Source organism: Streptomyces sp. NBC_01549 (assembly GCF_026339955.1).
Classification (GTDB): Bacteria; Actinomycetota; Actinomycetes; order Streptomycetales; family Streptomycetaceae; genus Streptomyces.
Genome location: NZ_JAPEPW010000001.1, coordinates 5,689,611 through 5,714,293, shown reverse-complemented (window position 1 = coordinate 5,714,293; position 24,683 = coordinate 5,689,611). Strand labels below are relative to the sequence as shown.

The 24,683-nt window shown below is 70.4% G+C and carries 22 protein-coding genes and 2 pseudogenes; 12 read left to right on the top strand and 12 right to left on the bottom strand.

Going from position 1 to position 24,683, the window contains the following annotated elements; genetic code table 11:
* Window positions 1-226 precede the first annotated feature (226 nt).
* From OG819_RS25440 to OG819_RS25430, 3 genes are all read right to left on the bottom strand, one after another.
* The gene (locus OG819_RS25440) at window positions 227-472 is read right to left on the bottom strand and encodes a chaplin (protein WP_266415575.1); all 246 of its coding nucleotides are present in this window, start codon (window positions 470-472) and stop codon (window positions 227-229) included.
* A 159-nt stretch (window positions 473-631) separates the two neighbouring features.
* Window positions 632-1,273, bottom strand: a complete 642-nt coding sequence (locus OG819_RS25435) for a response regulator transcription factor (RefSeq protein ID WP_266415573.1) — start codon at window positions 1,271-1,273, stop codon at window positions 632-634.
* Window positions 1,266-2,420: a GAF domain-containing sensor histidine kinase gene (locus OG819_RS25430; protein WP_266651241.1), complete on the bottom strand. Its 1,155-nt coding sequence runs from the start codon at window positions 2,418-2,420 to the stop codon at window positions 1,266-1,268. Before OG819_RS25430 ends, OG819_RS25435 begins: the two co-directional genes overlap by 8 nt.
* 188 nt (window positions 2,421-2,608) lie before the next feature.
* Between OG819_RS25430 and OG819_RS25425 the strand changes: the two genes are divergently transcribed.
* The 3 genes and pseudogenes from OG819_RS25425 to OG819_RS25415 all read left to right on the top strand — a co-directional run bounded on the left by OG819_RS25425 (window position 2,609) and on the right by OG819_RS25415 (window position 5,466).
* Window positions 2,609-3,304 carry an SDR family oxidoreductase gene (locus OG819_RS25425; RefSeq protein ID WP_266623629.1) on the top strand — a complete coding sequence of 232 codons (696 nt, stop codon included), beginning with the start codon at window positions 2,609-2,611 and terminating at the stop codon, window positions 3,302-3,304.
* Window positions 3,301-4,387, top strand: a pseudogene (locus tag OG819_RS25420) (S-adenosylmethionine:tRNA ribosyltransferase-isomerase). Before OG819_RS25425 ends, OG819_RS25420 begins: the two are co-directional and overlap by 4 nt.
* Before the next feature lie 299 nt (window positions 4,388-4,686).
* Window positions 4,687-5,466: a transglycosylase SLT domain-containing protein gene (locus OG819_RS25415; RefSeq protein ID WP_266651240.1), complete on the top strand. Its 780-nt coding sequence runs from the start codon at window positions 4,687-4,689 to the stop codon at window positions 5,464-5,466.
* A gap of 82 nt (window positions 5,467-5,548) precedes the next feature.
* Here the strand turns inward: OG819_RS25415 and OG819_RS25410 are convergent, their stop codons facing one another.
* Window positions 5,549-8,053: an FHA domain-containing protein gene (locus tag OG819_RS25410; protein WP_266651239.1), complete on the bottom strand. Its 2,505-nt coding sequence runs from the start codon at window positions 8,051-8,053 to the stop codon at window positions 5,549-5,551.
* Window positions 8,054-8,227: 174 nt separating this feature from the next.
* Here OG819_RS25410 and OG819_RS25405 point away from each other — a divergent pair.
* The 3 genes and pseudogenes from OG819_RS25405 (at window position 8,228) to OG819_RS25395 (ending at window position 13,428) form a co-directional block, all read left to right on the top strand.
* Window positions 8,228-10,063, top strand: a pseudogene (locus OG819_RS25405) (streptophobe family protein).
* A gap of 121 nt (window positions 10,064-10,184) precedes the next feature.
* Window positions 10,185-11,396, top strand: a complete 1,212-nt coding sequence (gene serB / locus OG819_RS25400; RefSeq protein WP_266623633.1) for a phosphoserine phosphatase SerB — start codon at window positions 10,185-10,187, stop codon at window positions 11,394-11,396.
* 379 nt (window positions 11,397-11,775) lie between these two features.
* Window positions 11,776-13,428 (top strand): IS1182 family transposase, encoded by a 1,653-nt coding sequence (locus tag OG819_RS25395; protein ID WP_266651238.1) that lies wholly within the window; start codon window positions 11,776-11,778, stop codon window positions 13,426-13,428.
* 79 nt (window positions 13,429-13,507) lie between these two features.
* Here the strand turns inward: OG819_RS25395 and OG819_RS25390 are convergent, their stop codons facing one another.
* The 4 genes from OG819_RS25390 to OG819_RS25375 form a co-directional block, all read right to left on the bottom strand.
* On the bottom strand, window positions 13,508-14,026 hold the full coding sequence (locus OG819_RS25390; protein WP_266623634.1) for a histidine phosphatase family protein: 519 nt from the start codon (window positions 14,024-14,026) through the stop codon (window positions 13,508-13,510).
* A gap of 66 nt (window positions 14,027-14,092) precedes the next feature.
* Complete coding sequence (locus tag OG819_RS25385) at window positions 14,093-14,308, bottom strand: hypothetical protein (protein WP_266634210.1); 216 nt, start codon at window positions 14,306-14,308, stop codon at window positions 14,093-14,095.
* Between the two features lie 182 nt (window positions 14,309-14,490).
* Entirely contained in the window at window positions 14,491-14,604 is a 114-nt protein-coding gene (locus tag OG819_RS25380) for an SGM_5486 family transporter-associated protein (RefSeq protein ID WP_266415559.1), read from the bottom strand.
* 47 nt (window positions 14,605-14,651) lie between these two features.
* Window positions 14,652-15,968, bottom strand: a complete 1,317-nt coding sequence (locus OG819_RS25375; protein WP_266651237.1) for a CynX/NimT family MFS transporter — start codon at window positions 15,966-15,968, stop codon at window positions 14,652-14,654.
* A 99-nt stretch (window positions 15,969-16,067) separates the two neighbouring features.
* On the opposite strand from OG819_RS25375, the gene OG819_RS25370 reads away from it, so the two are divergent.
* The gene (locus OG819_RS25370; protein ID WP_266623636.1) at window positions 16,068-16,754 is read left to right on the top strand and encodes a FadR/GntR family transcriptional regulator; all 687 of its coding nucleotides are present in this window, start codon (window positions 16,068-16,070) and stop codon (window positions 16,752-16,754) included.
* Between the two features lie 18 nt (window positions 16,755-16,772).
* Here the strand turns inward: OG819_RS25370 and OG819_RS25365 are convergent, their stop codons facing one another.
* The 3 genes from OG819_RS25365 to fabG all read right to left on the bottom strand — a co-directional run bounded on the left by OG819_RS25365 (window position 16,773) and on the right by fabG (window position 18,762).
* Entirely contained in the window at window positions 16,773-17,117 is a 345-nt protein-coding gene (locus OG819_RS25365) for a hypothetical protein (protein WP_266651236.1), read from the bottom strand.
* A gap of 152 nt (window positions 17,118-17,269) precedes the next feature.
* Entirely contained in the window at window positions 17,270-18,037 is a 768-nt protein-coding gene (fabI, locus tag OG819_RS25360) for an enoyl-ACP reductase FabI (RefSeq protein ID WP_266623638.1), read from the bottom strand.
* A 5-nt stretch (window positions 18,038-18,042) separates the two neighbouring features.
* On the bottom strand, window positions 18,043-18,762 hold the full coding sequence (fabG, locus tag OG819_RS25355; RefSeq protein WP_266623639.1) for a 3-oxoacyl-[acyl-carrier-protein] reductase: 720 nt from the start codon (window positions 18,760-18,762) through the stop codon (window positions 18,043-18,045).
* A 228-nt stretch (window positions 18,763-18,990) separates the two neighbouring features.
* Between fabG and OG819_RS25350 the strand changes: the two genes are divergently transcribed.
* From OG819_RS25350 to tyrS, 3 genes are read left to right on the top strand one after another with little or no spacing between them, the layout of a single operon-like run.
* The gene (locus OG819_RS25350) at window positions 18,991-20,514 is read left to right on the top strand and encodes a TldD/PmbA family protein (RefSeq protein WP_266651235.1); all 1,524 of its coding nucleotides are present in this window, start codon (window positions 18,991-18,993) and stop codon (window positions 20,512-20,514) included.
* A complete protein-coding gene (locus tag OG819_RS25345) occupies window positions 20,511-21,905 on the top strand; it encodes a metallopeptidase TldD-related protein (protein WP_266623641.1) in 1,395 nt (464 codons plus the stop codon). Before OG819_RS25350 ends, OG819_RS25345 begins: the two co-directional genes overlap by 4 nt.
* Before the next feature lie 44 nt (window positions 21,906-21,949).
* A complete protein-coding gene (gene tyrS / locus OG819_RS25340; RefSeq protein ID WP_266623642.1) occupies window positions 21,950-23,218 on the top strand; it encodes a tyrosine--tRNA ligase in 1,269 nt (422 codons plus the stop codon).
* A 58-nt stretch (window positions 23,219-23,276) separates the two neighbouring features.
* Here the strand turns inward: tyrS and OG819_RS25335 are convergent, their stop codons facing one another.
* Window positions 23,277-23,552, bottom strand: coding sequence for a GlsB/YeaQ/YmgE family stress response membrane protein (locus tag OG819_RS25335; RefSeq protein WP_054232233.1), 276 nt, complete (start codon window positions 23,550-23,552; stop codon window positions 23,277-23,279).
* 247 nt (window positions 23,553-23,799) lie between these two features.
* Between OG819_RS25335 and OG819_RS25330 the strand changes: the two genes are divergently transcribed.
* On the top strand, window positions 23,800-24,207 hold the full coding sequence (locus tag OG819_RS25330) for a DUF3099 domain-containing protein (protein WP_266651234.1): 408 nt from the start codon (window positions 23,800-23,802) through the stop codon (window positions 24,205-24,207).
* A gap of 232 nt (window positions 24,208-24,439) precedes the next feature.
* Window positions 24,440-24,661 carry a hypothetical protein gene (locus tag OG819_RS25325; protein WP_266591014.1) on the top strand — a complete coding sequence of 74 codons (222 nt, stop codon included), beginning with the start codon at window positions 24,440-24,442 and terminating at the stop codon, window positions 24,659-24,661.
* Window positions 24,662-24,683: the final 22 nt, after the last annotated feature.

Here is a 24,683-nt window from a genome sequence, read left to right as displayed (position 1 = left end):
TTTCCGCCCCCGCCGCCCTTACCCGACCCATCCCGAACCTGAGGGCTCCGCCCCCAGACCACCGGGTGGGTTCGTTGACCGCGGGTGGGTGGGGGCTGGGCGCGCAGTTCCCCGCGCCCCTGGGGGGCGGGGCTGGGCACCAGCCCCCCCCTGCCCCCGGAGGGACACGGCAGTCGGCCTCCCAGGAGAATCCTGGGAGGCCGGTGGGGGTGGTGGGGTGTGGGGCTCAGTGGTTGAGACCCAGGTTGCCGAAGGCCGGGTTCAGGACACCGATGACGTTCACGCTGTTGCCGACCGCGTTCACGGGGATGTGGATAGGGGCCTGGATGACGTTGCCCGAGACGACGCCCGGGGAGCCCTGGGCGCTGCCGCCCGCCCACGAGCCGTCCGTCGCGGAGGCCATACCGGCACCGGCGGCGACCAGCCCGCCGGCCACCATCGCGACAGCCGTGGCCTTCTTCAGGTTCTTCACTTCTGAGCCCTCCCTAGCGATCACCGCGGCAGTCGCCGCGGCACGCACTGGAGAACGGCCGAGATCCCCGGAGGATGCGCCAACCGGGTGACATACACACGACGGTATGAATCTCAGCCCGGAGCGGAACCCTCCGAGTTGCCGCCGACACGCGGCTGATCAGCCCGCCGCCCCATGGCGTACCGCCCAGAGCGCGGCCTGCGTGCGGTCGGCGAGGTCGAGCTTCATCAGGATGTTCGAGACATGCGTCTTGACGGTCTTCTCGGAGAGGACGAGCGCGCGTGCGATTTCCCGGTTGGAGCGGCCGTCCGCGATCAGGCCGAGCACTTCGCGCTCCCGTTCGGTGAGTGAACCGCCTCTCCCCTGGCCAGAGTTGGCCTCCTCCTGGGACAGCAGTGCACCCGCCACCTCGGGCTGCAGCAGGATGTGCCCGGCGTGCACGGAGCGGATGGCCCCGGCGAGGGCGTCGGGGTCCACGTCCTTGTAGACATAGCCGGCGGCGCCCGCGCGCAGGGCCGGGACGACCGTGCGCTGTTCGGTGAAGCTGGTGACGATCAGCACGCGCGCGGGGTTGGCGAGCTCGCGGAGCTTGCGCAGCGCGTCGATGCCGTCCATTCCCGGCATCTTGACATCCATGAGGACGACGTCGGGCTTCAGCTCCTCGGCGCGGGCGACCCCTTCGGCGCCGTCGGACGCCTCACCCACGACCTCGATGTCGTCCTGCACTTCGAGGAAGGTGCGCAGGCCCCGGCGGACCACTTGGTGGTCGTCGACGAGCAGCACCTTGATTGCCTCAGCCACCAGGAACCTCCATCTCGATCGTGGTGCCCTTTCCGGGCGCCGATTCCACACTGAGGGTGCCGCCGACCCCGCTCGACCGGTCGCGCATGGAGACCAGGCCCAGGTGGCGTCCCGCGGTGCGTGTCGCCGTGGGCTCGAAGCCGCTGCCGTCGTCACTGACGCGCAGGACGGTGCTGGGGCCGCGCTTCTCCAGGGTGACGTCGACCCGGCCGGCTCCAGAATGCCGCAGTGCGTTGTGCAGGGCCTCCTGGGCGACGCGCAGCACCGCCTCCTCCTGGGCCGCGGGCAGCGCCCGCACCCCATGGCCGGCGAAGGTCACGCGCGCGGAGTGGGCGCGGTCGAGGACCTGTATCTGGGTGCGCAGGGTGGCGACCAGGCCGTCCTCGTCGAGGGCGGCGGGGCGCAGCTCGATGACGGCGGCGCGCAGTTCCTCCGTGGCCTCCGCGGCGAGCATGGCCACCTGGTGCAGTTCGCCCTTGGCGCGGGCGGGGTCGCGGTCCACGAGGGCGGCCGCGGCCTGCGCGGTCAGGCGCAGGGAGAAGAGCTTCTGGCTGACGGCGTCATGGAGCTCATGGGCGAGCCGGGAGCGCTCCTCGGCGATGGTGAGCTCGCGGCTGCGCTCGTAGAGGCGGGCGTTGGTCAGGGCGATCGCCGCGTGCTGGGCGAGGATCGTCAGGAGTTCCTGGTCGTCCCCGGTGAAGCCGCAGCCGCCGGCCGGCGAGGAGCAGTCCTTCTTGTTCTTGTTCGCCAGGAACAGGGCGCCGATGACCTCGTCGCCGTCGCGGATCGGCAGGCCCAGGAAGTCGGACATGTCAGGGTGGGCGGCGGGCCAGCCCTCGAAGCGGGGGTCCGCGCGCACGTCGGCGAGGCGCTCGGGGCGGGCCTCGTGCAGCATCGCGGCGAGGATGCCGTGCTGGCGCGGAAGCGGGCCGATGGCCTTCCACTGGGCGTCACTGACGCCGTCGACCACGAACTGGGCGAAGCCTCCGTGGTCGTCGGGTACACCGAGCGCCGCGTACTGCGCGTCGAGCAGTTCGCGGGCCGAGGCGACGATCGTCTTGAGGACGTCGCGCACCTCGAGGTGCCTGCTCATGGCCAGCAGAGCGGTGCTCACCGCGTACAGACCGGACCGGGGGCCTTGGCTCATGTCCCCAAAGTACCGGCGGGGTGTGACAGTGCGTATCCGACCTGTGGTGGCGGCTGCCTAGGCCGCTGGGCCTAGGGCGAAGGGCCCCAGGTCATTGGGGCCCGCGCACGAGGCGGCGGGGGCGGCCCGGCTCCTACGTTGAGGGCGTCCGCCGGGAGCGGCGGCGCTGGGACGAGGGGACGGACGTCATGCCGGTAGCGATCATCACGGGGGCTTCGAAGGGGCTGGGGCGGGCGCTCGCCGCGGCCCTGGCGGAGCGCGGCTGGGACCTGGTGCTCGACGCCAGGACCGCGGGGGTGCTGGAGGAGACAGCGGAGGCGCTGTCCGTGTACGGGACCCGGGTGGAGGCGCTGCCCGGGGATGTGGGGGACGCCGGGCACCGCGCCGAGCTGGTGGCGGCGGCCCGCGGGCTGGGCGGCGTGGACCTGCTGGTGAACAACGCGAGCGCACTGGGCGCCGAGCCGCTGGTGCGCCTGGAGGACCTGCCCCTGGACGGGCTGCGCCACGCCCTGGAGGTCAACGTGGTCGCGGCGCTGGGCCTGGTCCAGGAGGCGCTGCCGCTGCTGCGGGCCGCGGAGACGGGTGCGGTCGTCGCCGTCAGCTCGGACGCGGCCACGGAGGCGTACGAGACATGGGGCGGGTACGGGGCGTCCAAGGCCGCTCTGGACCATCTGGCGGCCGTGCTCGGCGAGGAGGAGCCCGGGCTGCGGGTGTGGGCCGTGGATCCCGGGGACATGGGCACGGACCTGTACGCGGCGGCCGTACCGGACGACGACGGTCCGCGGCCGACGCCGGACAGCGTGGTTCCGGCCTTTCTGCGGCTGCTGGACGAGCGCCCCGCCAGTGGCCGGTACGGCGCTCCGGCGCTGCTGGAGGTGCGATGACGACGACCGTGCGGGTTCCGGAGGAGCGGTCGGCGCGGGTGCCGGCCGAGCAGCGCGGGCCCGGGCGGGACCGGGACTCCGTACGCCTGCTCGTGTCGTGCGGTACGGAGGTGTCGCATCACGCGTTCGTGGAGCTGCCGCGGCGGCTGAGGGCGGGCGATCTGCTGATCGTCAACACGTCCCCCACGCTGGCCGCCGCCGTGGACGGGCGGATCGGGCACGCGCGTGTGGTGGTGCATTTCTCCACGCGGGGCGATGACGGACGGTGGGCCGTCGAGCTGAGGGATCCCGATGGAAAGGGCACCACACGTGCGCGCGCGGGCGGACCCGTGGATACGGAGGTGCGCCTCGCCGGGGACGTACGCCTCGTACTGGAGGAGCCGCTGACGCCGTGCGGCTCGCGGTTGTGGTGGGGGCGGGTGTCGGATCCGGACGTGCTCGGGCTGCTGCGGCGGCACGGGCGGCCCATTCGCTACTCCTATACGTGGCGGGACCAGCCGCTGTCCGTCTATCAGACGGTGTTCGCGCTGCCGTCGGCCGACGGCAGCGGCAGTGCGGAGATGCCGAGCGCGGCGCGGCCCTTCACCGCGCGCCTGGTGGCGGAGCTGGTGAGCCGGGGCGTGCAGTTCGCGCCGATCACGCTGCACACCGGTGTCGCGTCGGCGGAGGCGCACGAGCCCCCGTATCCGGAGCGGTACGAGGTGCCCGAGGCGTCGGCCCGGCTGATCAACGCCGCGCGAGCGGGAGGGGGGCGGATCCTCGCGGTCGGTACGACGGCCGTACGCGCCGTCGAGTCGGCCGTCGACGACGACGGGGTGGTCCGGGCCCGGAAGGGCTGGACGGACCTCGTGGTGACCCCGGAGCGGGGGGTGCGGGTGGTGGACGGGTTGCTGACCGGACTGCATGAGCCGGAGGCCTCGCATCTGCTGATGCTGGAGGCGATCGCGGGACGGGCGGCGATCGAGCGCGGCTACGCCGCGGCGTTGAGCGGGCTCTACCTCTGGCACGAGTTCGGGGACGTGCACCTCGTCCTTCCGGAGGAAGGCCCCTCACGCTGAGCGTTGCTCCAGCAACTGCCGGTGACAATTCCGCAGGGTCGATGTGACCCCGCACATAGGGCGCGCATCACGTACGAAGGTGCATAGGAGGTGAAGCCGCCCATAGTGAGCGGGGAAGACGTGACAGTCTGCCCCGATTTGCCCTTACTGCCCCTACTACCTGCCGTCGTACGTCACACCTTTGCCACAGTATTTTGCGGCCGCTAAGAATTGCCTCCGTCGCTCAGCACCGTGGGTTTCACCCCTCGGCGCCAGTTCCGGAAACACTCTGTCCCCCACCGGACCGGGAGCGACCTCCGCGCTATTCGAAGAGGTCCATCAGCCATGACCAAGAACACCCGCACTCCTGGCCATAGTCCGAAGCTGACCAAGGTCCGCAAGTTCTCGTTCGCCGGCGTAGGCGCGCTCGGCGCCGCGGCCCTCGCGTTCTCGCTGGCGCCGAGCCACACGCAAACCACCACGGACGACGCCGCCATCTCCACGGCCCCGGTCGCCTTCAGCCAGCACCCGATCAAGAACGTGCAGGCGCGCCTCACGGACCAGCTGGCCGGCGTGAGCCTGAAGACCCAGGCCATCGCGGCGAAGAAGAAGGCGGCCGCCGACGCCGTCAAGCAGAAGGCCGCGGAGGCCGCAGCGAAGAAGGCCGCCGACGAGGCCGCGGCCAAGAAGGCCGTGGCCAGGAAGGTCGCCCAGAACGTGCGCACGGTGCAGGCCGCGAGCCGCTCGGTGCAGCGCCCCGCGATCGAGACGGTCGCCCTGAAGACGGTCGCCACGAAGTCGTACGCCAACAACCTCGACGGCTGGATCCGCCAGTCGCTCGACATCATGAAGCGCAAGGGCATCCCGGGTTCGTACCACGGGCTGTACCGCAACATCATGCGCGAGTCCTCGGGCAACCCGATGGCGATCAACGACTGGGACATCAACGCCATCAACGGCATCCCGTCGAAGGGCCTGCTCCAGGTGATCCCGCCGACGTTCAAGGCCTACCACGTGCCCGGCACCTCGTGGAACATCTACGACCCGGTCGCCAACATCACGGCCGCCGCCAACTACGCGGCCGACAAGTACGGCTCGATGGACAACGTCAACAGCGCGTACTGAGGCCTGCGCGGACCTCTGACACGTATGCCGAAGGGCGGCACCCCGGTGGGGGTGCCGCCCTTCGGCATACGTCCGCGCGGGACTACTTGCGCATGACCTCGGGCTCGTGGCGGCGCAGGAAGCGGGCCACGAAGAAGCCGCAGACGGCGGCGAGGACGAGCAGCGCGACGATGTCCATGCCGTAGGCCGACGCCGTGTGGTTCCACAGCGGGTCCGTGCTGGACGGGTCGTCCGTGTTCGGATTGATGTTGTTGAAGTCCAGCGTGGCGCCGGCGGCGCCGACCGCCCACCGCGACGGCATCAGGTACGAGAACTCGTTGACGCCGATCTTGCCGTTCAGGATGAACAGGCAGCCCGTGAACACGACCTGGATGATCGCGAACATGACCAGCAGCGGCATGGTCTTCTCGGACGTCTTCACCAGTGAGGAGATCACCAGGCCGAACATCATCGAGGTGAAGCCCAGCGCCATGATCGGAATGGAGAGTTCCAGCAGCACCGAGTTGCCGAAGACCAGGCCCTCGGTGGGCTTGGTGCGGCTGGTGAACCCGATGGCGCCGACCATGGCGCCCTGCAGCACGGTGATCACACCGAGCACGACCACCTTGGACATCAGGTACGCCGAGCGGGACAGGCCGGTGGCGCGCTCCCGCTCGTAGATCACCCGTTCCTTGATCAGCTCGCGGACGGAGTTCGCCGCGCCCGCGAAGCAGGCGCCGACCGCGAGGATCAGCAGCACGGTGGTGGCCGTGCCGTTCGGCACGTGCACGCCGGTCTTCGGGTTCACCTGCGCGTTCACCAGCAGGGTCTTGTCCGGGTCGATGAGCAGGCTCACCGCGCCGAGCACGGCCGGCAGGATCACTGTCAGCGCCAGGAAGCCCCTGTCGGACACGATCACCGACACATAGCGCCGTACCAGCGTGCTGAGCTGGGAGAACCAGCCCTGCGGCTTCGGCGGCTTCATCGCCTGCGGCGGCGTCACGTTGGCCGACTGCGGGGCGACGGCGTCGATGTCCGCGGCATACATCTGGTAGTGCTGCGAGCCCTTCCAGCGGCCCGCCCAGTCGTAGTCGCGGTAGTTCTCGAAGGCGGAGAAGACGTCGGCCCAGGTCTCGTAGCCGAAGAAGTTGAGCGCCTCCTCCGGCGGACCGAAGTACGCGACCGATCCGCCCGGCGCCATCACCAGCAGCTTGTCGCAGATCGCGAGCTCCGCCACGGAGTGCGTGACGACGAGGACCGTACGGCCGTCGTCGGCGAGGCCGCGCAGCAGCTGCATGACGTCGCGGTCCATGCCCGGGTCGAGACCGGAGGTCGGCTCGTCCAGGAAGATCAGCGACGGCTTGGTCAGCAGCTCCAGGGCCACCGAGACGCGCTTGCGCTGGCCGCCGGAGAGGGAGGTGACCTTCTTCTCCTTGTGGATGTCCAGCTTCAGCTCGCGCAGCACCTCGTCTATGCGCGCCTCGCGCTCCTCGCCCGTGGTGTCGGCGGGGAAGCGCAGCTTGGCCGCGTACTTGAGGGCCTTCTTGACGGTGAGTTCCTTGTGCAGGATGTCGTCCTGCGGGACCAGACCGATGCGCTGGCGCAGCTCGGCGAACTGCTTGTACAGGTTCCGGTTGTCGTAGAGGACGTCGCCCTGGTTGGCGGGGCGGTAGCCCGTGAGCGCCTTCAGGAGCGTCGACTTGCCGGAGCCCGAGGGGCCGATGACCGCGATGAGCGACTTCTCGGGGACGCCGAAGGAGACGTCCTTGAGGATCTGCTTGCCGCCGTCGACCGTCACCGTCAGATGGCGGGCCGAGAAGGAGACCTCACCGGTGTCGACGAACTCCTCGAGGTGGTCGCCGACCAGGCGGAACGTCGAGTGTCCGACGCCGACGATGTCATTCGGGCCGAGCAGCGCGGAGCCGCCCTTGGCGATCGGCATACCGTTGACGTACGTGCCGTTGTGCGAGCCGAGGTCGCGGATCTCGAAGCGGCCGTCGGGCGTCGCGTGGAACTCCGCGTGGTGGCGCGAGACCTGGAGGTCGGAGACGACCAGCTCGTTCTCCAGCGCACGACCGATGCGCATCACCCGGCCGAGGTCCAGCTGGTAGAAGGTGGTCGGGCTGCGGTCGCCGTAGACCGGCGGCGCCCCCGCGCCACCACCGGGTCCCTGCTGCTGCGGCACTCGCGCCGCGGGCTGCTGCGGCTGCTGGTGACTCTTCTCCGGCGTCTGCTGCTGTGGCGCCGGCTGGGCCCAGCCGGGGCTCGCGCCCTGCGCGGCGTAGGGCTGCTGCTGAGGCTGTGCGACAGCGGCCGCGGCGCCGGAGAGGTTCAGGCGCGGCCCGTCGGTCGCGTTGCCGAGGTGCAGGGCCGAACCGGGGCCGATCTCCGTCCGGTGGACCCGCTGCCCCTGTACAAAGGTGCCGTTGGTGCTGCCGTGGTCCTCGACGACCCAACTCCGGCCGTCCCAGCTGATCGTGGCGTGACGCCAGGAGACTCTGGCGTCCTCGAGCACGATGTCCCCCTGCGGATCACGTCCGAGGGTGTATGGCCTGGACGCATCGAGCGTCCAGGTCCGTCCATTCAATTCCAGTACGAGTTCCGGCACTCCATGCCCCACTGAGTTGTCCCCCGAAGTTCCCCCATCACAGGGAGTCTAGGGATGTCGAACATCGGGGGGAACTATTTCAGGAGCAGCCCCTGACCGAAAGTCGGGCCATGTGACGAGCGCGTACCGGCGGGTTGCCCGTTTCCGTTGACGGGGTTGAAACCGGACCGGAGAGTGGTAATCCCACGCGAGGGGCACATCCGCGGTGATGACGCCGCGGCGCGGATCGGGGGGTCTGACGATGAGCATCGACACCGTGGGACACGGCAGGCGACTGCCGTGGGGGGATGTGCTGTTGTCCGCGATCGCCTCGGTGAGCTGGGCGTTGATCGGGATGGCGGGCACGGCCGCGCTCGGTCTGCATCTGGTCGGAGCGGACGCGGCGGGCTCGCTCGGGCCGATGACCGCGGCGGTGGTGGCCCTTGGGGCCAATGGTGCGGTCAAACCGTCCGGCGATGTGTCGGCCTTCGGTCTGAAGGGGGCGCAGGCGCACACGGCCATACAGATCACGCCACTGGGCGTGGGACTGGTGGGCGCGCTCCTGCTCTCCTTCTTCTTCCTTCGCTCCCTGCGCGGGGCGGGAGTTGTGATCGCGCCGTCCGAACTCCTCGCGCGCGCGGGCTCGGTGGTCGTGCTGTTCGTGGCGACGCTGGGCGGGCTCGCCTGGGCCGGGCACGACGTCATCACGATCGACGGGAGCAAGCTCGGCCTCGACCGGGTGACGGGCGGCGGCGGCCTCGGGAACATCACCGACAAGCTCCCCGGCGGGCTCGGAGACCTCGGCGGACTGCTGCCCGGCAAGATCAGCGACCTGGTGAAGGCGCAGGCGGCCGTGGGCTTCACGGTCGACACGGTGCCCACGCTGCTCGGCGGTGCGGCCTGGGCGGCCGGAATCCTGGTGATCGCCCTGCTCGCCTCCCGGCGCACCCCGCTGCCGCGCGGCTGGGAGGGCGTGCACCGGGTGGTGCGCCCGGCCGCGTCCGCGCTGGTCACGGTGGTCCTGGTGGCGGTCCTGGCGGGGCTCGCGGCCGCGGCGTACGCAGCGATCGGCGATCCCCATCCCAAGCTGATCGCGGGCGCCGCGCTGCTCGGCGCGCCCAACGGGGTGTGGCTCGGCATCCCGATCGGCCTCTTCGTGCCCTGGGACGGCAAGGCCACCGGCGAACTCGCCAAGCTGCTCCCCCACCCCCTGGACCGGTTGCTGAGCGTCGACTCCGATCAGCCCGTCACCCTGGGCCGGCTCGCCGAACTCGACGGACGGGTGGGGCTGTTGGGGGTCGCGGCCGCGGTGATGATGCTGTTCGCGGGCGTCCTCGCCGCCTCGCGTACGCCTTTTGTACGGGGGCGGGGTGCGGCTTCGGTGGGAACACCGGCTGCTCCCGATGTACGAGGACGGGGTGCCCTCGGTTTCGCCGGGCGCTGCGCTCTTCGGCTCGGCATCGTGACGGCGCTGGCACTGCCGCTGCTGGCGTGGCTGACGGACGTGTCCGTGGACGCCTCGCTGTCGGTGTTCGGCATCGATGCGTTCGGCGCCGGAATCCGACTGCACGGGCAGCTGGGCATGGCGCTGCTGCTCGGCTCCGCGTGGGGTGCGGGCGCGGGGGCGGCGGGGGCGCTGCTGGCGTACGCGAGCGGGGCCGCGGGACGGCGCGCGGCGCCGCTGGCACTGGGTGAGGCCGGTCCTCCGGTCGCCGCACCCGCCCCCGACCTCCCCGACCGCCCGGGCCGCCCGGGCCGTACGACCCGAGCGCGCCGTACCGGCCGGCGAACCCCGACACCAATCCGTATCTGCGGCTGCCCGACGAGCTGCGGGAACCCGCCGACGGCCGGCCGGCCGAGCGGCCGCGCCCGCCCGCCGACGTGTACGGCGCGCCGACGGTCGTCCGGCCGATGGCGCCGCCGCCCGGTCCGCAGAAGCGGCGGCCACGGGGGCGCGATGTGCCGCCTCCGCCGCAGCCGCCGCCCGACCAGGGGCCTCCCGGGCCGCCCGGGCCCGGGCGGCAGGACTGACCGTCACTGACCGTCGTTGCCAGGCAACGTGCTCGACACCGCTGCGACACCCAGTGTTCCCCGTCCGCTGGACGGACCTCAGGGGCGGAAGGCACTGGGTGCCGGATACGGTGGAGTCACCATGAGCCCTTCGCAGACCCCCGAGGTCCCCACTCTCCTCGTCAAGATCTTCGGCAAGGACCGGCCGGGTATCACGGCCGGACTCTTCGACACCCTCGCCGCCTACTCCGTCGAGGTGGTCGACATCGAGCAGGTCGTCACCCGTGGCCGGATCGTGCTGTGCGCGCTCGTGACCGAGCCGTCGGTCGGCCTGGAGGGCGATCTGCGGGCCACCGTCCACAGCTGGGCGGAGTCGATGAAGATGCAGGCGGAGATCATCTCCGGCCTCGGCGACAACCGGCCGCGCGGTCTGGGGCGGTCCCTCGTCACCGTTCTCGGGCATCCGCTCACGGCGGAGTCGACGGCCGCGATCGCCGCCCGGATCACCAAGACCGGCGGCAACATCGACCGTATCTTCCGGCTCGCCAAGTACCCGGTGACGGCGGTCGAGTTCGCCGTGTCCGGTACGGGGACCGAGGCGCTGCGCACCGCGCTGGTGACCGAGGCCGCGGCGCTCGGAGTGGACATCGCGGTGGTGGCGGCGGGGCTGCACCGCAGGGCGCAGCGCCTGGTCGTCATGGATGTGGACTCGACGCTCATCCAGGACGAGGTGATCGAGCTCTTCGCCGCGCACGCCGGGTGCGAGGACCAGGTCGCCGAGGTGACGGCGGCCGCGATGCGCGGGGAGCTGGACTTCGAGCAGTCGCTGCACGCGCGTGTGGCGCTGCTCAAGGGGCTGGACGCGTCGGTGGTGGCCAAGGTGCGCGAGGAGGTACGGCTGACGCCGGGCGCGCGCACCCTGATCCGTACGCTGAAGCGGCTCGGCTTCCAAGTTGGTGTCGTCTCGGGCGGATTCACGCAGGTCACGGACGATCTGAAGGAGCGACTCGGGCTCGACTTCGCGCAGGCCAACACGCTGGAGATCGTCGACGGGAAGCTGACGGGCAAGGTCACCGGGGAGATCGTGGACCGCGCGGGCAAGGCGCGGCTGCTGCGCCGGTTCGCCGCCGAGGCGGGGGTGCCGCTCGCCCAGACCGTGGCGATCGGCGACGGGGCCAATGACCTCGACATGCTGAACGCGGCCGGTCTCGGCGTCGCCTTCAACGCCAAGCCCGTCGTCCGCCAGGCCGCGCACACCGCGGTGAACTTCCCCTTCCTGGACACCGTGCTGTATCTGCTGGGTGTCACCCGCGAAGAGGTCGAGGCGGCGGACATGCACCTCGGCGACCACTAGGGCCTGTCCGGCGGATCAGGCCGGAGGGAAGCGACGGTGCCTTATCGACGCTGGTGAGCGGGGCTTGGTGCGTGCAGCTGCAAGGCGGAGGAGGGCGTCGACGCGATGGGGGTCCCCCCCCCGCTCGAGCGAAGCCGAGAGTGGGGGAGTCGGCAACCGACGACAACGCCGCTGGGGGTACCCCCTCTGGGGGAGGGCGTGCCAAGCCCCGCGTCTCCGGCATGATCCGCCGGACAGGCCCTGAGGCCCGGACATACGTCGACGGGGGGCCCGGCACCGTACTGGATGCTGTTGGTTAATTCGGGCCTGTGCGTGACGTCGGCCGTCAAGACCCGGTTGTGGTCTTGACGGCCGACGTTGTCGTATGGGGTGGGTGCGGATGTCGATGCAGCCGAGCGGGTCCGGCGAGGTTCCGGCGGAGACGGTGCGGGTGGCGCGGGCCGCCTTCCCGAGGGGGAGCCTGGCGATCCGGGTCCGGGACGAGCTGGGGCCGATGTTCAGCGACAGGCAGTTCACTGGCCTGTTCCCGGCGCGGGGGAAGCCTGCCTGGTCACCGGGGCGGCTGGCGATGGTGCTGGTGCTGCAGTTCGTGGAGGCGCTGACCGACCGGCAGGCGGCGGAGGCGGTGCGGGCTCGTATCGACTGGAAATACGCACTCGGGCTGGAGCTGGCCGATGCCGGCTTCGACTTCTCAGTGCTGTCGGAGTTCCGCGACCGGCTCGTGACAGCCGACGGCGGCCGGGAGGTCCTGGACACGGTCCTGACGGCCGCCCGGCGGCAGGGACTGGTCACCGCCCGGGGCCGGGCACGGACCGACTCCACCCACGTGCTGTCGGCGGTGCGCGAGCTGAACCAGCTGGAACTGGTCGCGGAAACCCTGCGCTCGGCGCTGAACGCCGTGGCTCTGGCCGAGCCGGGCTGGCTGAGCGAGCGGGCCCGGCCGGAGTGGTTCAAGCACTATGCCACCCGGGCCGAGGACTCCCGCTTCCCCAAGGAGCGGTCTCGCCGGGACCAGACGTATCGGCGGGTTGGCGACGACGGCATGTATCTGCTGCGGAACATCTGGGCCCAGGACGCGCCGCCAGGCTTGCGAGGTCTGTCGGAAGTCGAAGTGCTGCGGCGGGTGTGGGTTCAGTACTTCCACCTGGTCGAAGGTGAGGTGGCCCGCCGGGACCCAAAAGACCGGCCACCGGGCCTGATGCGCCTGGTGACCCCCTATGACCTGGAAGTTCGCACCGGTGGAAAGCGCGACATCAACTGGGACGGATACAAGGTCCACGTCACTGAGACGTGTGAGGACGACACCCCGCATCTGGTCACGAGCGTGGTGACCACCCTGGGCAGCGTCTCCGATGACCGGATGGCCGCCCCGGTCCACGCCGAACTCTCCCGGCGGGATCTGCTGCCGGGCGAGCACTGGGTGGATACCGGCTATGCGAACGGTGGCGCCCTGGTCGCGGCCGGCCGTGACCACAGGGTCGACCTGCACGGACCGCTGAAAGCGGTGACTGTTCCGCACGCCCGCGGCGATGGCGCCTTCGGCCAGGACGCGTTCACCATCGATTGGGACAACCAGCACGTGACCTGCCCGAACGGTGTTGTCAGCACGCAATGGGCCGAGCGCCGCTCGGAGGAGGGCCTGCCGACCATTCGGGTCCGGTTCTCTCCGGCCGACTGCGGCGCTTGCCCCCAGCTGCGGGAATGCGTCAACTCCCCCAAGCCCCGGCGCCGGGAGATCAACCTCAGGCCCCGCGACGAATACGAAGTACTTCAGCAGGCACGAAAGCTCCAGGCAACCGACGAGTGGAAGGACCGCTACAAGATCCGTGCCGGTGTCGAGGGCACCATCTCCCAAGCGGTCCACGTCTGCGGCCTGCGCAGATCCCGCTACCGCGGCCTGACCAAGACCAGCCTCCAACACCAACTCACCGGCGCCGCCGTCAACCTCATCCGCATCGACGCCTGGCTCACCCACACACCCCGAGCCCGCACACGCACCAGCCCCCTGACAGCACTTCGCCCCACCGCATAGCGGTGGGGCGAAGCAACCAGGCCCGAATTAACCAACAGCATCCGTACTGGTGCCGGGCCCCCGTCCCTGTCGGGGTGGGTTACTCGGTCGGCGCCCAGTAGTCGGTCAGCGTGCACACGCCGGGCTCCAGGGATTTCCAGGAGCTCTCGAAGGACAGCACGGCGAAGGCGCCGGTGTGGAAGCCGTGGGCGGCCATGCGGGCGCGGGTGTCGCCCTCGGCCTGTCCGGCCAGAATGTCGGCGAGGCCCTGGATGCCGGGGTTGTGGCCGATCAGGACCACGCTGTGCGCGTCGTCCGGGGTCTCGTTGAGTACGGCGATCAGCTCGCCGGGCGAGGCCTCGTAGAGCCGCTCCTCATAGACGGTTTTCGGCCGGTGCGGGAGCTCGTGGACGGCGAGCTTCCAGGTGTCCCGGGTGCGGGTCGCCGTGGAGCACAGGGCCATGTCGAACGGGATGCCGGTGTCGGCCAGCTTGCGTCCGGCGACGGCTGCGTCCTTACGGCCCCGGTCAGCGAGCGGCCGCTCGTGGTCGGACACCTGTGGCCAGTCGGCTTTCGCATGCCGGAAGAGGACAATCCTGCGGGATTCTGCGACGCTCATGGGTCCCAGCTTCGCATGAAACACGCCATGCGGCGCCGAGAGTTGACCTGCTCCCCCAGGGGGTGCTCAGGGGGTCTGGTGCAGCACCGTCTGCTGGACGCGCTCGAAGATGTGAGTGATCGCGGGGTCGCCGCCCGCGGCGTGCGCGTCCGCCGGGTTCAGTATCAGGAGCAGGAGGGCGACGAAGGCGAGGGCGGGCAGGGCGAGGGCCCACCAGGGCAGCCGGATGTCCACGCTGCCCGGGGTCGCCGGGTGGGGCCGGGTGTGCGTACGGGCCGACATGCCGCCTCCGTGGGTCTTCGGGTGCTCCGTGATCCGCGTCGTCGCGGCCACAACTCGAAGTTACGGATTCCCGGGCCGTCAACCCATCCGGTGATCCACCCACTTGACCCTGACACTCACCCCCTAGGGGACAGGGGGGCTAGCACCACCATCGGCGTTCCCGGGGGTGCGGGCGGCGGTGGTCACGGCGAGGCGATCGACGCGATGATGCCGATGATCACGGTGATGGCCAGCATCGCGCCGAGCACGATCAGCAGCTTCTTCTGGCCGTTCTGGGGGTTCGGGTCGAGCGCCATACGGGCCAGTCTCGCACCCTTCGTCCGCACCTCCGCCGTCGGGGGCCTCAGGAGCGCGTCCCGCGCGCCGCCTCGTCCTCCACCATACGGTCGCGGCCGGCCACGACGCCCACCGCGATCTGCGGCACCATCAGGGCGGCCATGAGCGCGATCGGCAGCCCCCAGCCGCCGCTGTGCTGGTAGAGCACGCCCACGAGCAGGGGTCCCGGGATCGAGATCAGATACCCGGTGCTCTGCGCGAACGCCGAGAGCTGGGCGACGCCCGCGCCGGTCCTGGCCCGCATGCCGACCATGGTGAGGGCCAGGGGGAAGGCGCAGTTGGAGACGCCGAGCAGCAGGGCCCAGGCCCAGGCTCCGCCCGCCGGGGCGACGTAGAGGCCCGCGTATCCCGCGAGGCCGCAGGCGCCGAGCGCGACCACGATCGGCCCCTGGTGGGGTATGCGGGTGGCGAGGCGCGGGATGACGAAGGCCAGGGGCACGCCCATCGCCATGGTGACGGCGAGGAGCAGCCCCGCGGTGCCCGCGGAGACGCCCGCGTCGCGGAAGTTCTGCGGCATCCAGCCCATCGTGATGTACGCGGCGGTGGCCTGGAGTCCGAAGAAGACGGCGAGCGCCCAGGCGGTTCGGCTGCGGGTGATGCGCGGTCCGCCAGGTTCCCGCGCGGCAGGGGGTGTCGTATGCGGCCGCTCGCCGTCGCGGGAATCGGCGCCCCGCGCGCGTACCAGCGCGATCCACGGCAGTACGGCGGCCGCGGCCAGGCCGGCCCACACCGCGAGGCCCGACTGCCAACTGCCGCCCAGGGCGTTGGTCATGGGCACGGTCACCGCCGCCGCGGCCGAGGTGCCCAGGGCGAGCGCCATCGAGTAGAGGCCGGTCATGGAGCCGACCCGGTCCGGGAACCAGCTCTTGACGATCACCGGCATCAGGACGTTGCTGACGGCGATGCCCATCAGGGCGAGGGCGCTGGCGGCCAGGAAGCCGACCGCGCTCCCGGTGTAGGGCCGGATCGCGAGCCCCGCCGTGATGGCGGCCATTCCGGCGCAGACGACCGCTCCGGGCCCGAAGCGGCGGGCGAGGCGTGGCGCCATGACACCGAAGACGGCGAAGCACAGCGGCGGTACGGAGGTGAGCAGTCCGGCGACGCTGCCGCTCATGCCGAGCCCGTCGCGCACCTCTTCGAGGAGAGCGCCGAAGCTGGTGATCGCGGGGCGCAGGTTGAGGGCCGTGAGGACGATGCCGACCGTCACGAGCCGCGTCGTCCACGCACGCGTGGCATGCGGTTGGGGCTCCCTGCTCTCGTCCGGACTACGTATGGGCGTGGACGTCATCGTCCGGGTCTCCTCGCTCACCATGACGCCCATCATAGAATCATGGGATGATTGGCTGTCCAATCCCCTTGCGTTAATCTCCGGATTCTCCCGCCCCGCGCGAACGACCACACCGGGCCCGTACGAAGGACCGTCATGCCGCTGAGCCACCCTCGCCGTTCGGCGCTGTCCGAGCAGGTCATCGCCGAGCTGCGGAACCAGATCACCTCGGGCGAGTGGCCGGTCGGCTCCCGCATCCCCACCGAGCCGGAGCTGGTCGAGCAGCTGGGCGTCGCCCGTAACACCGTCCGCGAGGCAGTCCGCGCGCTGGCCCACAACGGTCTGCTCGACATCCGCCAGGGCTCGGGCACCTATGTCGTGGCGACCAGCGAGCTCGCGGGCGTGATGCACCGGCGCTTCGCCGACGCCGAGCCGCGGCACATCGCCGAGCTGCGCGCCACGCTGGAGTCGAGCGCGGCGAAGCTGGCCGCCGAGCGGCGCACCGAGCGCGATCTGAAGCAGCTCGACGCGCTGCTCGTACGGCGTGAGGAGGCCTGGGAGTCGGGTGACGCGGAGGCCTTCGTGGCCGCCGACGCGACCTTCCACCTGGCGGTGGTGGCCGCCTCCCACAACGACGTCATGACGGCGATGTACGCGGACCTGGGCGAGGTGCTGAGGGACTGGCTGCGCGAGGACGTCGGGGGGAAGCTGACGCCGGAGACGTACATGGACCACACGCGGCTCGTCGACGCGATCCGCGCGGGGGACACGGAGGCGGCGGGCGCGGAGGCCGGGGGCTATCCGTTCCAGTGCCGTCCGGGACGGCTCACGCCTCAGGCCTGAGACGGCTGACGAACGCCGTCACTTCTGGTGGCTGACCCACGCCGACCGGACCTCCTCCCAGCATCGGCCGGTCAGCCGGACCGTCATCGCGGGGCCCGCGTCGACCGGGTCGGTGTCGGTGTCGATGTCCCACCAGCGGTCGCACTCGATGTGCAGGGCGACCTGGTCGGTCTCCGGGTAGGGGTTGTGGCAGTACGCGGTCACGTGCGACCCCTGGACCGTGGTGCGGCAATCGGCGCCGAACGGCTGGGGGACAGGGGGTTTTCCGTGCGCCACGCGCGTGTGGGGCACGGCGTCGTACGGCAGAACCATCATGAACGCGAGAGCGGCGAACGCCGGGGCAAAACGGCGGGACAGGCGCACAAGGGGACCTCCTCGGCCGGACGGCTGCGGGGCGGTGCGTGGTTCCAGCGTGCGCGGTACGGTGCCCGGGGCGCCCGGCCGACTAGGCCGAACGGGCGACGCCCCGCTGCCCGCACGCTGCGGGAAACGGGGCGTCGGCCGGATGGGGGAATTCAGGCACCGATGGCGTGCAGACCGCCGTCCACGTGGATGATCTCGCCGGTGGTCTTCGGGAACCAGTCGCTCAGCAGGGCGACGACGCCCTTGCCGGCCGGCTCGGGGTCCTTGAGGTCCCACTCCAGGGGAGAGCGGTTGTCCCACACGGAGGCCAGCTCGCCGAAGCCCGGGATGGACTTGGCGGCCATCGAGCCGAGCGGGCCCGCGGAGATGAGGTTGCAGCGGATGTTCTGCTTGCCCAGGTCGCGGGCGAGGTAGCGGCTGGTGGCCTCCAGGGCGGCCTTGGCCGGGCCCATCCAGTCGTACTGCGGCCAGGCGAAGGACGCGTCGAAGGTGAGGCCGACGACCGAGCCGCCGTTCTGCATCAGCGGCAGACAGGCCATGGTCAGCGACTTCAGGGAGAACGCCGAGACGTGCATCGCGGTGGCGACGGACTCGAACGGCGTGTTGAGGAAGTTGCCGCCCAGCGCGTCCTGCGGCGCGAAGCCGATGGAGTGGACGACGCCGTCCAGGCCGCCCAGCTCCTCACCGACGACGTCGGCGACACGCGCCAGGTGCTCGTCGTTGGTCACGTCGAGCTCGATGACCTTGGTGGGCTTGGGAAGCTTCTTGGCGATGCGCTCGGTCAGCGTGGGCCGCGGGAACGCGGTCAGGATGATCTCCGCGCCCTGCTCCTGGGCCTGCTTGGCGGCGTGGAAGGCGATGGAGGACTCCATCAGCACACCGGAGATCAGGACGCGCTTGCCCTCGAGGATTCCGCTCATGGTGATCAGTGACCCATTCCCAGTCCGCCGTCAACCGGAATGACGGCTCCAGTGATGTACGAGGCGTCGTCCGAGGCGAGGAACCGCACCGTCGCGGCGATCTCCTCGGGCTGCGCGTACCGGCCGAGCGGCACCTGGGCGACGATGCCCGCACGCTGCTCGTCGGTGAGCACCTTGGTCATGTCGGTGTCGACGAAACCGGGCGCGACGACGTTGAAGGTGATGTTGCGCGAGCCGAGTTCGCGGGCGAGCGAGCGCGCGAAGCCGACCAGGGCGGCCTTGGAGGCGGCGTAGTTCGACTGTCCCGCGGAGCCGAGCAGCCCCACGACCGACGAAACGAGGACGACCCGCCCCTTCTTGGCACGGAGCATGCCGCGGTTGGCACGCTTGACGACCCGGAAGGTGCCGGTGAGGTTGGTGTCGAGGACGGAGGTGAAGTCCTCCTCGGACATCCGCATCAGAAGCTGGTCCTTGGTGACACCCGCGTTGGCGACCAGGATCTCGACGGGGCCGTGCTCGGCCTCGATCTCCTTGTAGGCCTGCTCCACCTGCTCGGTGTCGGTGATGTCGCACTTGACGGCGAGGCAGCCCAATGCGATGAGGGCAGCCGGCGGCTCACCCGAACGGTATGTGATCGCGACTTTGTCGCCGGCATCGGCGAACGCGCGGGCGATGGCGAGGCCGATGCCCCGGTTGCCTCCGGTGACAAGAACCGAGCGGCTCAACGGATCACCCTTTCGATAGCTGTCTGAAACCCCTGCAAGACAGGCGCCTTCCCTGGAAACCTATCGGTCCCCCACGCCTCCCGGAGAATCGGGCACCGACAGTGGCGCGGGGTGCTCACTGTCGGATCCCTACAGAAAGCCTCGCCGAGCGAACGGAAAGATGTGGCCGCCGGACCCGCCCGCGCGACATGATCGGACCCGACAGGCCACGACAGCAGGGAGACCTCCGTGCCTCATTCCATCGACGAAGCCTTCACGGCACTGCCACTGCGGGCCCTGGCCGACGCCGCGCTCGCGCGGGCGCGCGCGCTGGGGGCCGAGCACGCGGACTTCCGGTTCGAGCGGGTGCGCAGCGCGTCCTGGCGGCTGCGGGACGCGAAGCCGGCCGGATCGTCGGACACCACGGACCTGGGGTACGCGGTGCGGGTGGTGCACGGCGGGACCTGGGGGTTCGCGTCGGGTGTGGATCTGACGATGGACGCGGCCGCGAAGGTCGCGTCGCAGGCCGTGGCGATGGCGAAGCTCTCGGCACAGGTGATCAGGGCGGCCGGTTCCGACGAGCGGGTGGAGCTGGCGGACGAGCCGGTGCACGCGGATAAGACATGGATCTCGTCGTACGACATCGACCCCTTCTCCGTGCCGGACGAGGAGAAGGCCGGACTGCTCGCCGACTGGAGCGCGCGGCTGCTCGCCGCCGACGGCGTCAACCACGTCGACGCCTCGCTGATGACGGTCCACGAGAACAAGTTCTACGCCGACACCGCCGGGACCGTGACCACCCAGCAGCGCGTACGGCTGCACCCGCAGCTCACCGCCGTCGCCGTCGACGAGTCCAGCGGCGAGTTCGACTCCATGCGCACCATCGCGCCGCCGGTCGGACGCGGCTGGGAGTACCTGACGGGCACCGGCTGGGACTGGGAGTCCGAGCTCGCGCGGATCCCGGAGCTGCTCGCCGAGAAGATGCGGGCGCCGAGCGTCGAGGCGGGGCTGTACGACCTCGTCGTCGACCCCTCCAACCTGTGGCTGACGATCCACGAGTCCATCGGACACGCCACCGAGCTGGACCGCGCCCTGGGCTACGAGGCGGCGTACGCCGGCACCTCCTTCGCCACCTTCGACCAGCTCGGCAAGCTGAGGTACGGCTCCGAGCGGATGAACGTCACCGGTGACCGCACCGCCGAGCACGGCCTCGCGACCATCGGCTACGACGACGAGGGCGTCGAGGGGCAGTCCTGGGACCTCGTGAAGGACGGCACCCTCGTCGGCTACCAGCTGGACCGGCGCATCGCGAGACTGACCGGCTTCGACCGGTCCAACGGGTGCGCGTACGCCGACTCCCCCGGGCACGTGCCCGTACAGCGCATGGCCAACGTCTCACTCCAGCCGGACCCCGCGGGACACTCGACCGAGGACCTGATCGGGGGTGTGGATCGGGGGATCTACGTCGTCGGTGACCGATCCTGGTCCATCGACATGCAGAGGTACAACTTCCAGTTCACCGGTCAGCGGTTCTTCAAGATCGAGAACGGTCGGATCACCGGACAGCTGCGGGATGTCGCCTACCAGGCCACCACCACCGACTTCTGGGGTTCGATGGCCGCGGTGGGTGGTCCGGGAACGTATGTCCTGGGCGGTGCCTTCAACTGCGGCAAGGCCCAGCCGGGCCAGGTCGCGGCGGTCTCGCACGGCTGCCCGTCGGCTCTCTTCCAGGGGGTCAACATCCTCAACACGACGCAGGAGGCCGGTCGATGAGCGCCCGTACGAACAAGCCGCACGAGGTCGTCGAGCGCGCCCTCGAACTCTCCCGCGCCGACGGCTGCGTCGTGATCGCCGACGAGCACTCGACCGCCAACCTGCGCTGGGCCGGCAACGCGCTGACCACGAACGGGGTCACACGCGGGCGCACCCTGACCGTCATCGCGACCGTCGACGGCCGAGAGGGCACGTCCTCCGGAGTCGTCTCACGCGCGGCCGTGACCGCGGACGAGCTGGAGCCCCTGGTGCGGGCCGCGGAGGCGGCCGCACGCGGCGCGGGGGCCGCCGAGGACGCCCAGCCGCTGGTCACCGGCGTGCCGGAGTCCCCCGACTTCACCGACGCGCCCTCCGAGACCTCCTCCGCCGTCTTCGCCGACTTCGCCCCGGCGCTCGGCGAGTCCTTCGCCCGCGCGCGTGCGGGCGGACGCGAGCTGTACGGCTTCGCCAACCATGAGCTCGTCTCCAGCTATCTCGGTACGTCGACGGGGCTGCGCCTGCGTCACGACCAGCCCAACGGGACGCTGGAACTCAACGCCAAATCGCCCGACCGGACGCGCTCGGCGTGGGCGGGGCGGTCCACGCGGGACTTCAAGGACGTCGACCCGGCCGCCCTGGACGCCGAGCTGGCGACCCGGCTCGGATGGGCCGAGCGGCGCATCGACCTGCCCGCCGGCCGCTACGAGACGCTGCTGCCGCCGACCGCCGTCGCGGACCTGCTGATCTACCAGATGTGGTCGGCGGCGGCCCGGGACGCGGCCGAGGGCCGGACCGTGTTCAGCAAGCCCGGCGGCGGCACCCGTGTCGGCGAGAAGCTCACCGAGCTGCCGCTGACCCTGCGCAGCGACCCGAACGAGCCGGGACTGGAGTCCGCGCCCTTCGTGCTCACGCACTCCTCCGGCGACGACGCGTCCGTGTTCGACAACGGGCTGCCGCTGTCCGCGACGGACTGGGTGCGCGAGGGCACGCTGAACCGTCTGTCCACCACCCGGCACAGCGCGGGCCTCACCGGGCTGCCCGTCGCCCCGGCCATCGGCAACCTGATCCTGGACGGCGGCGAGGACCGCTCCCTGGAGGAGATGGTCGCCGCCACCGAGCGCGGTCTGCTGCTGACCTGCCTCTGGTACATCCGCGAGGTCGACCCGGCGACGCTGCTACTCACGGGACTGACCCGGGACGGCGTCTACCTCGTCGAGAACGGCCAGGTCGTCGGCGAGGTCAACAACTTCCGGTTCAACGAGTCGCCGGTGGACCTGCTGTCGCGGGCCACGGAGGCGGGGCGCACGGAAAAGACATTGCCGCGCGAATGGAGCGATTGGTTCACTCGTGCTGCGATGCCCGCGCTGAGGGTGCCCGACTTCAATATGAGCTCTGTCAGCCAGGGCGTATAACCTCGTACCTGATTCACGAGACCACCCAAGGAGATACGAGAACCGTGACGGACATCGTCGACGAGCTGAAGTGGCGGGGGCTGTTCGCCCTGTCCACTGACGAAGATGCTTTGCGCAAGGCGCTCGCGGACGGTCCCGTCACGTTCTATTGCGGCTTCGACCCGACCGCGGCCAGCCTGCACGTGGGGCACCTGGTGCAGGTCCTCACCATGCGTCGCCTCCAGCACGCGGGCCTGCGCCCGCTGGCCCTGGTCGGCGGCGCGACGGGCCAGATCGGCGACCCGCGCCCGACCGCCGAGCGCACGCTGAACGACCCGGAGACGGTCGCGAACTGGGTGACGCGCCTGCGCTCGCAGATCGAGCCGTTCCTGTCCTTCGAGGGCGAGAACGCCGCGGTCATGGTGAACAACCTCGACTGGACGGCCGGCCTGTCGGCCATCGAGTTCCTGCGGGACATCGGCAAGCACTTCCGCGTCAACAAGATGCTGACGAAGGACTCGGTGGCCCGGCGCCTGGAGTCCGAGGAAGGCATCAGCTACACGGAGTTCAGTTACCAGCTGCTGCAGGGCATGGACTTCCTGGAGCTGTACCGACGCTACGGCTGCACATTGCAGCAGGGCGGCAGCGACCAGTGGGGCAACCTCACCGCGGGTCTCGATCTGATCCATCGCCTGGAGCCGCACGCCAGCGTGCACGCGCTGGCCACGCCGCTGATGGTCAAGGCGGACGGCACCAAGTTCGGCAAGACCGAGGGCGGCGCCGTATGGCTCGACCCGGAGATGACGACGCCGTACGCGTTCTACCAGTTCTGGCTGAACGTGGACGACCGGGACATCTCGACGTACATGCGCATCCTGTCCTTCAGGTCCCGCGAGGAACTCGAAGAGCTGGAGAAGCAGACCGAAGAGCGCCCCCAGGCCCGCGCCGCCCAGCGCGCGCTCGCCGAGGAACTGACGACGCTGGTGCACGGCGCCGACCAGACGGCCGCGGTGATCGCCGCGTCCAAGGCCCTCTTCGGCCAGGGCGAACTGACCGGGCTCGACGAGCGGACGCTGGCCGCGGCGCTCTCCGAGGTGCCGCACATCCAGGTCGCCGAGCTCGGCCCGGTGGTCGACCTCTTCGCGGAGGTCGGCTTGGTGGCCAGCAAGTCGGCCGCGCGTCGCACGGTCAAGGAGGGCGGTGCCTACGTGAACAACGTCAAGGTCACCGCCGAGGACGCGGTCCCCGCCAAGGAGGATCTGCTGCACGGGCGCTGGCTGGTGCTGCGCCGGGGCAAGAAGAACCTGGCGGCGGTGGAGGTCACAGGGGCCTAGATACAAGGAAGGGGCGGTCTCCCGTTCGGGAGGCCGCCCCTTTCGTCGTACCCGCGCATCAGGCTTTCTGCTTGTTGCCCCGCAGCGCCATGTACGCCATGTCGCCGAGGAACACGATGATGATCGCGGCCACGAGCTGGAAGGCGTGGCGGCTCCAGTCGATGCCCCGCGTCTCGGCGACGCCGAGAGCCCGGGCGATCGCGTTGCCGACGATGGCTCCGAGGATGCCGAAGATGGTGGTCAGCCAGAGTGGGCTGTGCTGCTTGCCCGGAAGGATCGCCTTGGCCAGCAGGCCCAGCACGAAGCCCACGATGATCGCCCACAACCAGCCCATCTCTGCCTCCTAGTACGGCTCTACGTGAGCATTTCGCCCAGTCTCGACGTGTGCGCCATACGGCGCATGTCGGGCGCGGCCATACGCGGTACGGCGCATCATGTCCCCCCCAAGCCGGACCCGCCCCGGTCTCGAAGGCGGCGGAGCCGCGGCGTAACGTGAGAGGTGTTCGGGCCTGTTTCCCAGACCGGGTTCGGACGGGGTACGGGCCAGGGAGCGTCCGACACAGGGCAGGTGGTGGAACGTGATGCGGAAGCAGAGCAACGGCCAGGTCTTCCGGATCACCGGGGCCAGGCAGGGGCTCGACGAGGACGTGCGCGGCAGACAGCGCCGCTATGTCATCTCGATGTCTGTCCGCACGGTCTCCGTGATCCTCGGCGCGACCCTCTGGAACGTGGAGCGGCACGTCGCAATCGTCGCACTGGTGCTCGGGATAGTCCTCCCTTACGTCGCCGTCGTGATCGCCAACGCCGGACGGGAGAACGCGCCGTCGCTGCCGTCGACATTCGTCACCGTGCCCGGCCCTGCGATGATCGCGCCGCCACGCCCGAGCGCCTCCGCGGAATCCGTCCCGGAGGACGTCGTGACCAACCCCGGGACGCGTTCGGGAGGCGAGCCGCACGAGCGGGCCGAGCCCGACTCGACCCTCACCTGACCACGGAGGATCCGCCGGAAACGGAATCCAATCGCGCACCAAGCTCAAGAAAAGCTCAGATCAATCATGTTGTTCCGGTGCCGGGCGGACGGTCACCCGTGACATACTTCGTACGCGCTCCGCATCCCCCGTCGGAGCGACAGACCGACGCCGGGCAGCTCCCCCCGTGGCTGCTCGGCGTCGCCTTTTCGGGGCCGTCTAGGGTTGAGGCGTGACTTTCCCGCTCCCCGACATGTCCCCGCCCCCCGGCACTCCTCAATGCTCCGCCAAGGGCTGCCGCACCGATGCCGTGTGGGTGCTCGCCTGGAACAACCCGAAGCTGCACACGCCCGAGCGGCGCAAGACGTGGCTCGCGTGCGAGGAGCACCGCGAGCACCTGTCCAAGTTCCTGGGCGTGCGCGGGTTCTTGAAGGACGTGGTGCGGCTGGAGGACTGGGAGGAGCCGGAGGGCTGAGCGGTTCTGGAAGTGCGGGTCG

What these genes read in the sequence shown, in the direction of transcription:
- OG819_RS25430 (WP_266651241.1), bottom strand. Translation starts at nt 2,420, where the DNA reads ATGAGCCAAGGCCCCCGGTCCGGTCTGTACGCGGTGAGCACCGCTCTG.
- OG819_RS25425 (WP_266623629.1), top strand. Translation starts at nt 2,609, where the DNA reads ATGCCGGTAGCGATCATCACGGGGGCTTCGAAGGGGCTGGGGCGGGCG.
- OG819_RS25415 (WP_266651240.1), top strand. Translation starts at nt 4,687, where the DNA reads ATGACCAAGAACACCCGCACTCCTGGCCATAGTCCGAAGCTGACCAAG.
- serB (WP_266623633.1), top strand. Translation starts at nt 10,185, where the DNA reads ATGAGCCCTTCGCAGACCCCCGAGGTCCCCACTCTCCTCGTCAAGATC.
- OG819_RS25395 (WP_266651238.1), top strand. Translation starts at nt 11,776, where the DNA reads ATGTCGATGCAGCCGAGCGGGTCCGGCGAGGTTCCGGCGGAGACGGTG.
- OG819_RS25390 (WP_266623634.1), bottom strand. Translation starts at nt 14,026, where the DNA reads ATGAGCGTCGCAGAATCCCGCAGGATTGTCCTCTTCCGGCATGCGAAA.
- OG819_RS25385 (WP_266634210.1), bottom strand. Translation starts at nt 14,308, where the DNA reads ATGTCGGCCCGTACGCACACCCGGCCCCACCCGGCGACCCCGGGCAGC.
- OG819_RS25380 (WP_266415559.1), bottom strand. Translation starts at nt 14,604, where the DNA reads ATGGCGCTCGACCCGAACCCCCAGAACGGCCAGAAGAAGCTGCTGATC.
- OG819_RS25375 (WP_266651237.1), bottom strand. Translation starts at nt 15,968, where the DNA reads ATGATGGGCGTCATGGTGAGCGAGGAGACCCGGACGATGACGTCCACG.
- OG819_RS25370 (WP_266623636.1), top strand. Translation starts at nt 16,068, where the DNA reads ATGCCGCTGAGCCACCCTCGCCGTTCGGCGCTGTCCGAGCAGGTCATC.
- fabI (WP_266623638.1), bottom strand. Translation starts at nt 18,037, where the DNA reads ATGAGCGGAATCCTCGAGGGCAAGCGCGTCCTGATCTCCGGTGTGCTG.
- OG819_RS25345 (WP_266623641.1), top strand. Translation starts at nt 20,511, where the DNA reads ATGAGCGCCCGTACGAACAAGCCGCACGAGGTCGTCGAGCGCGCCCTC.
- OG819_RS25335 (WP_054232233.1), bottom strand. Translation starts at nt 23,552, where the DNA reads ATGGGCTGGTTGTGGGCGATCATCGTGGGCTTCGTGCTGGGCCTGCTG.
- OG819_RS25330 (WP_266651234.1), top strand. Translation starts at nt 23,800, where the DNA reads ATGCGGAAGCAGAGCAACGGCCAGGTCTTCCGGATCACCGGGGCCAGG.
- OG819_RS25325 (WP_266591014.1), top strand. Translation starts at nt 24,440, where the DNA reads ATGTCCCCGCCCCCCGGCACTCCTCAATGCTCCGCCAAGGGCTGCCGC.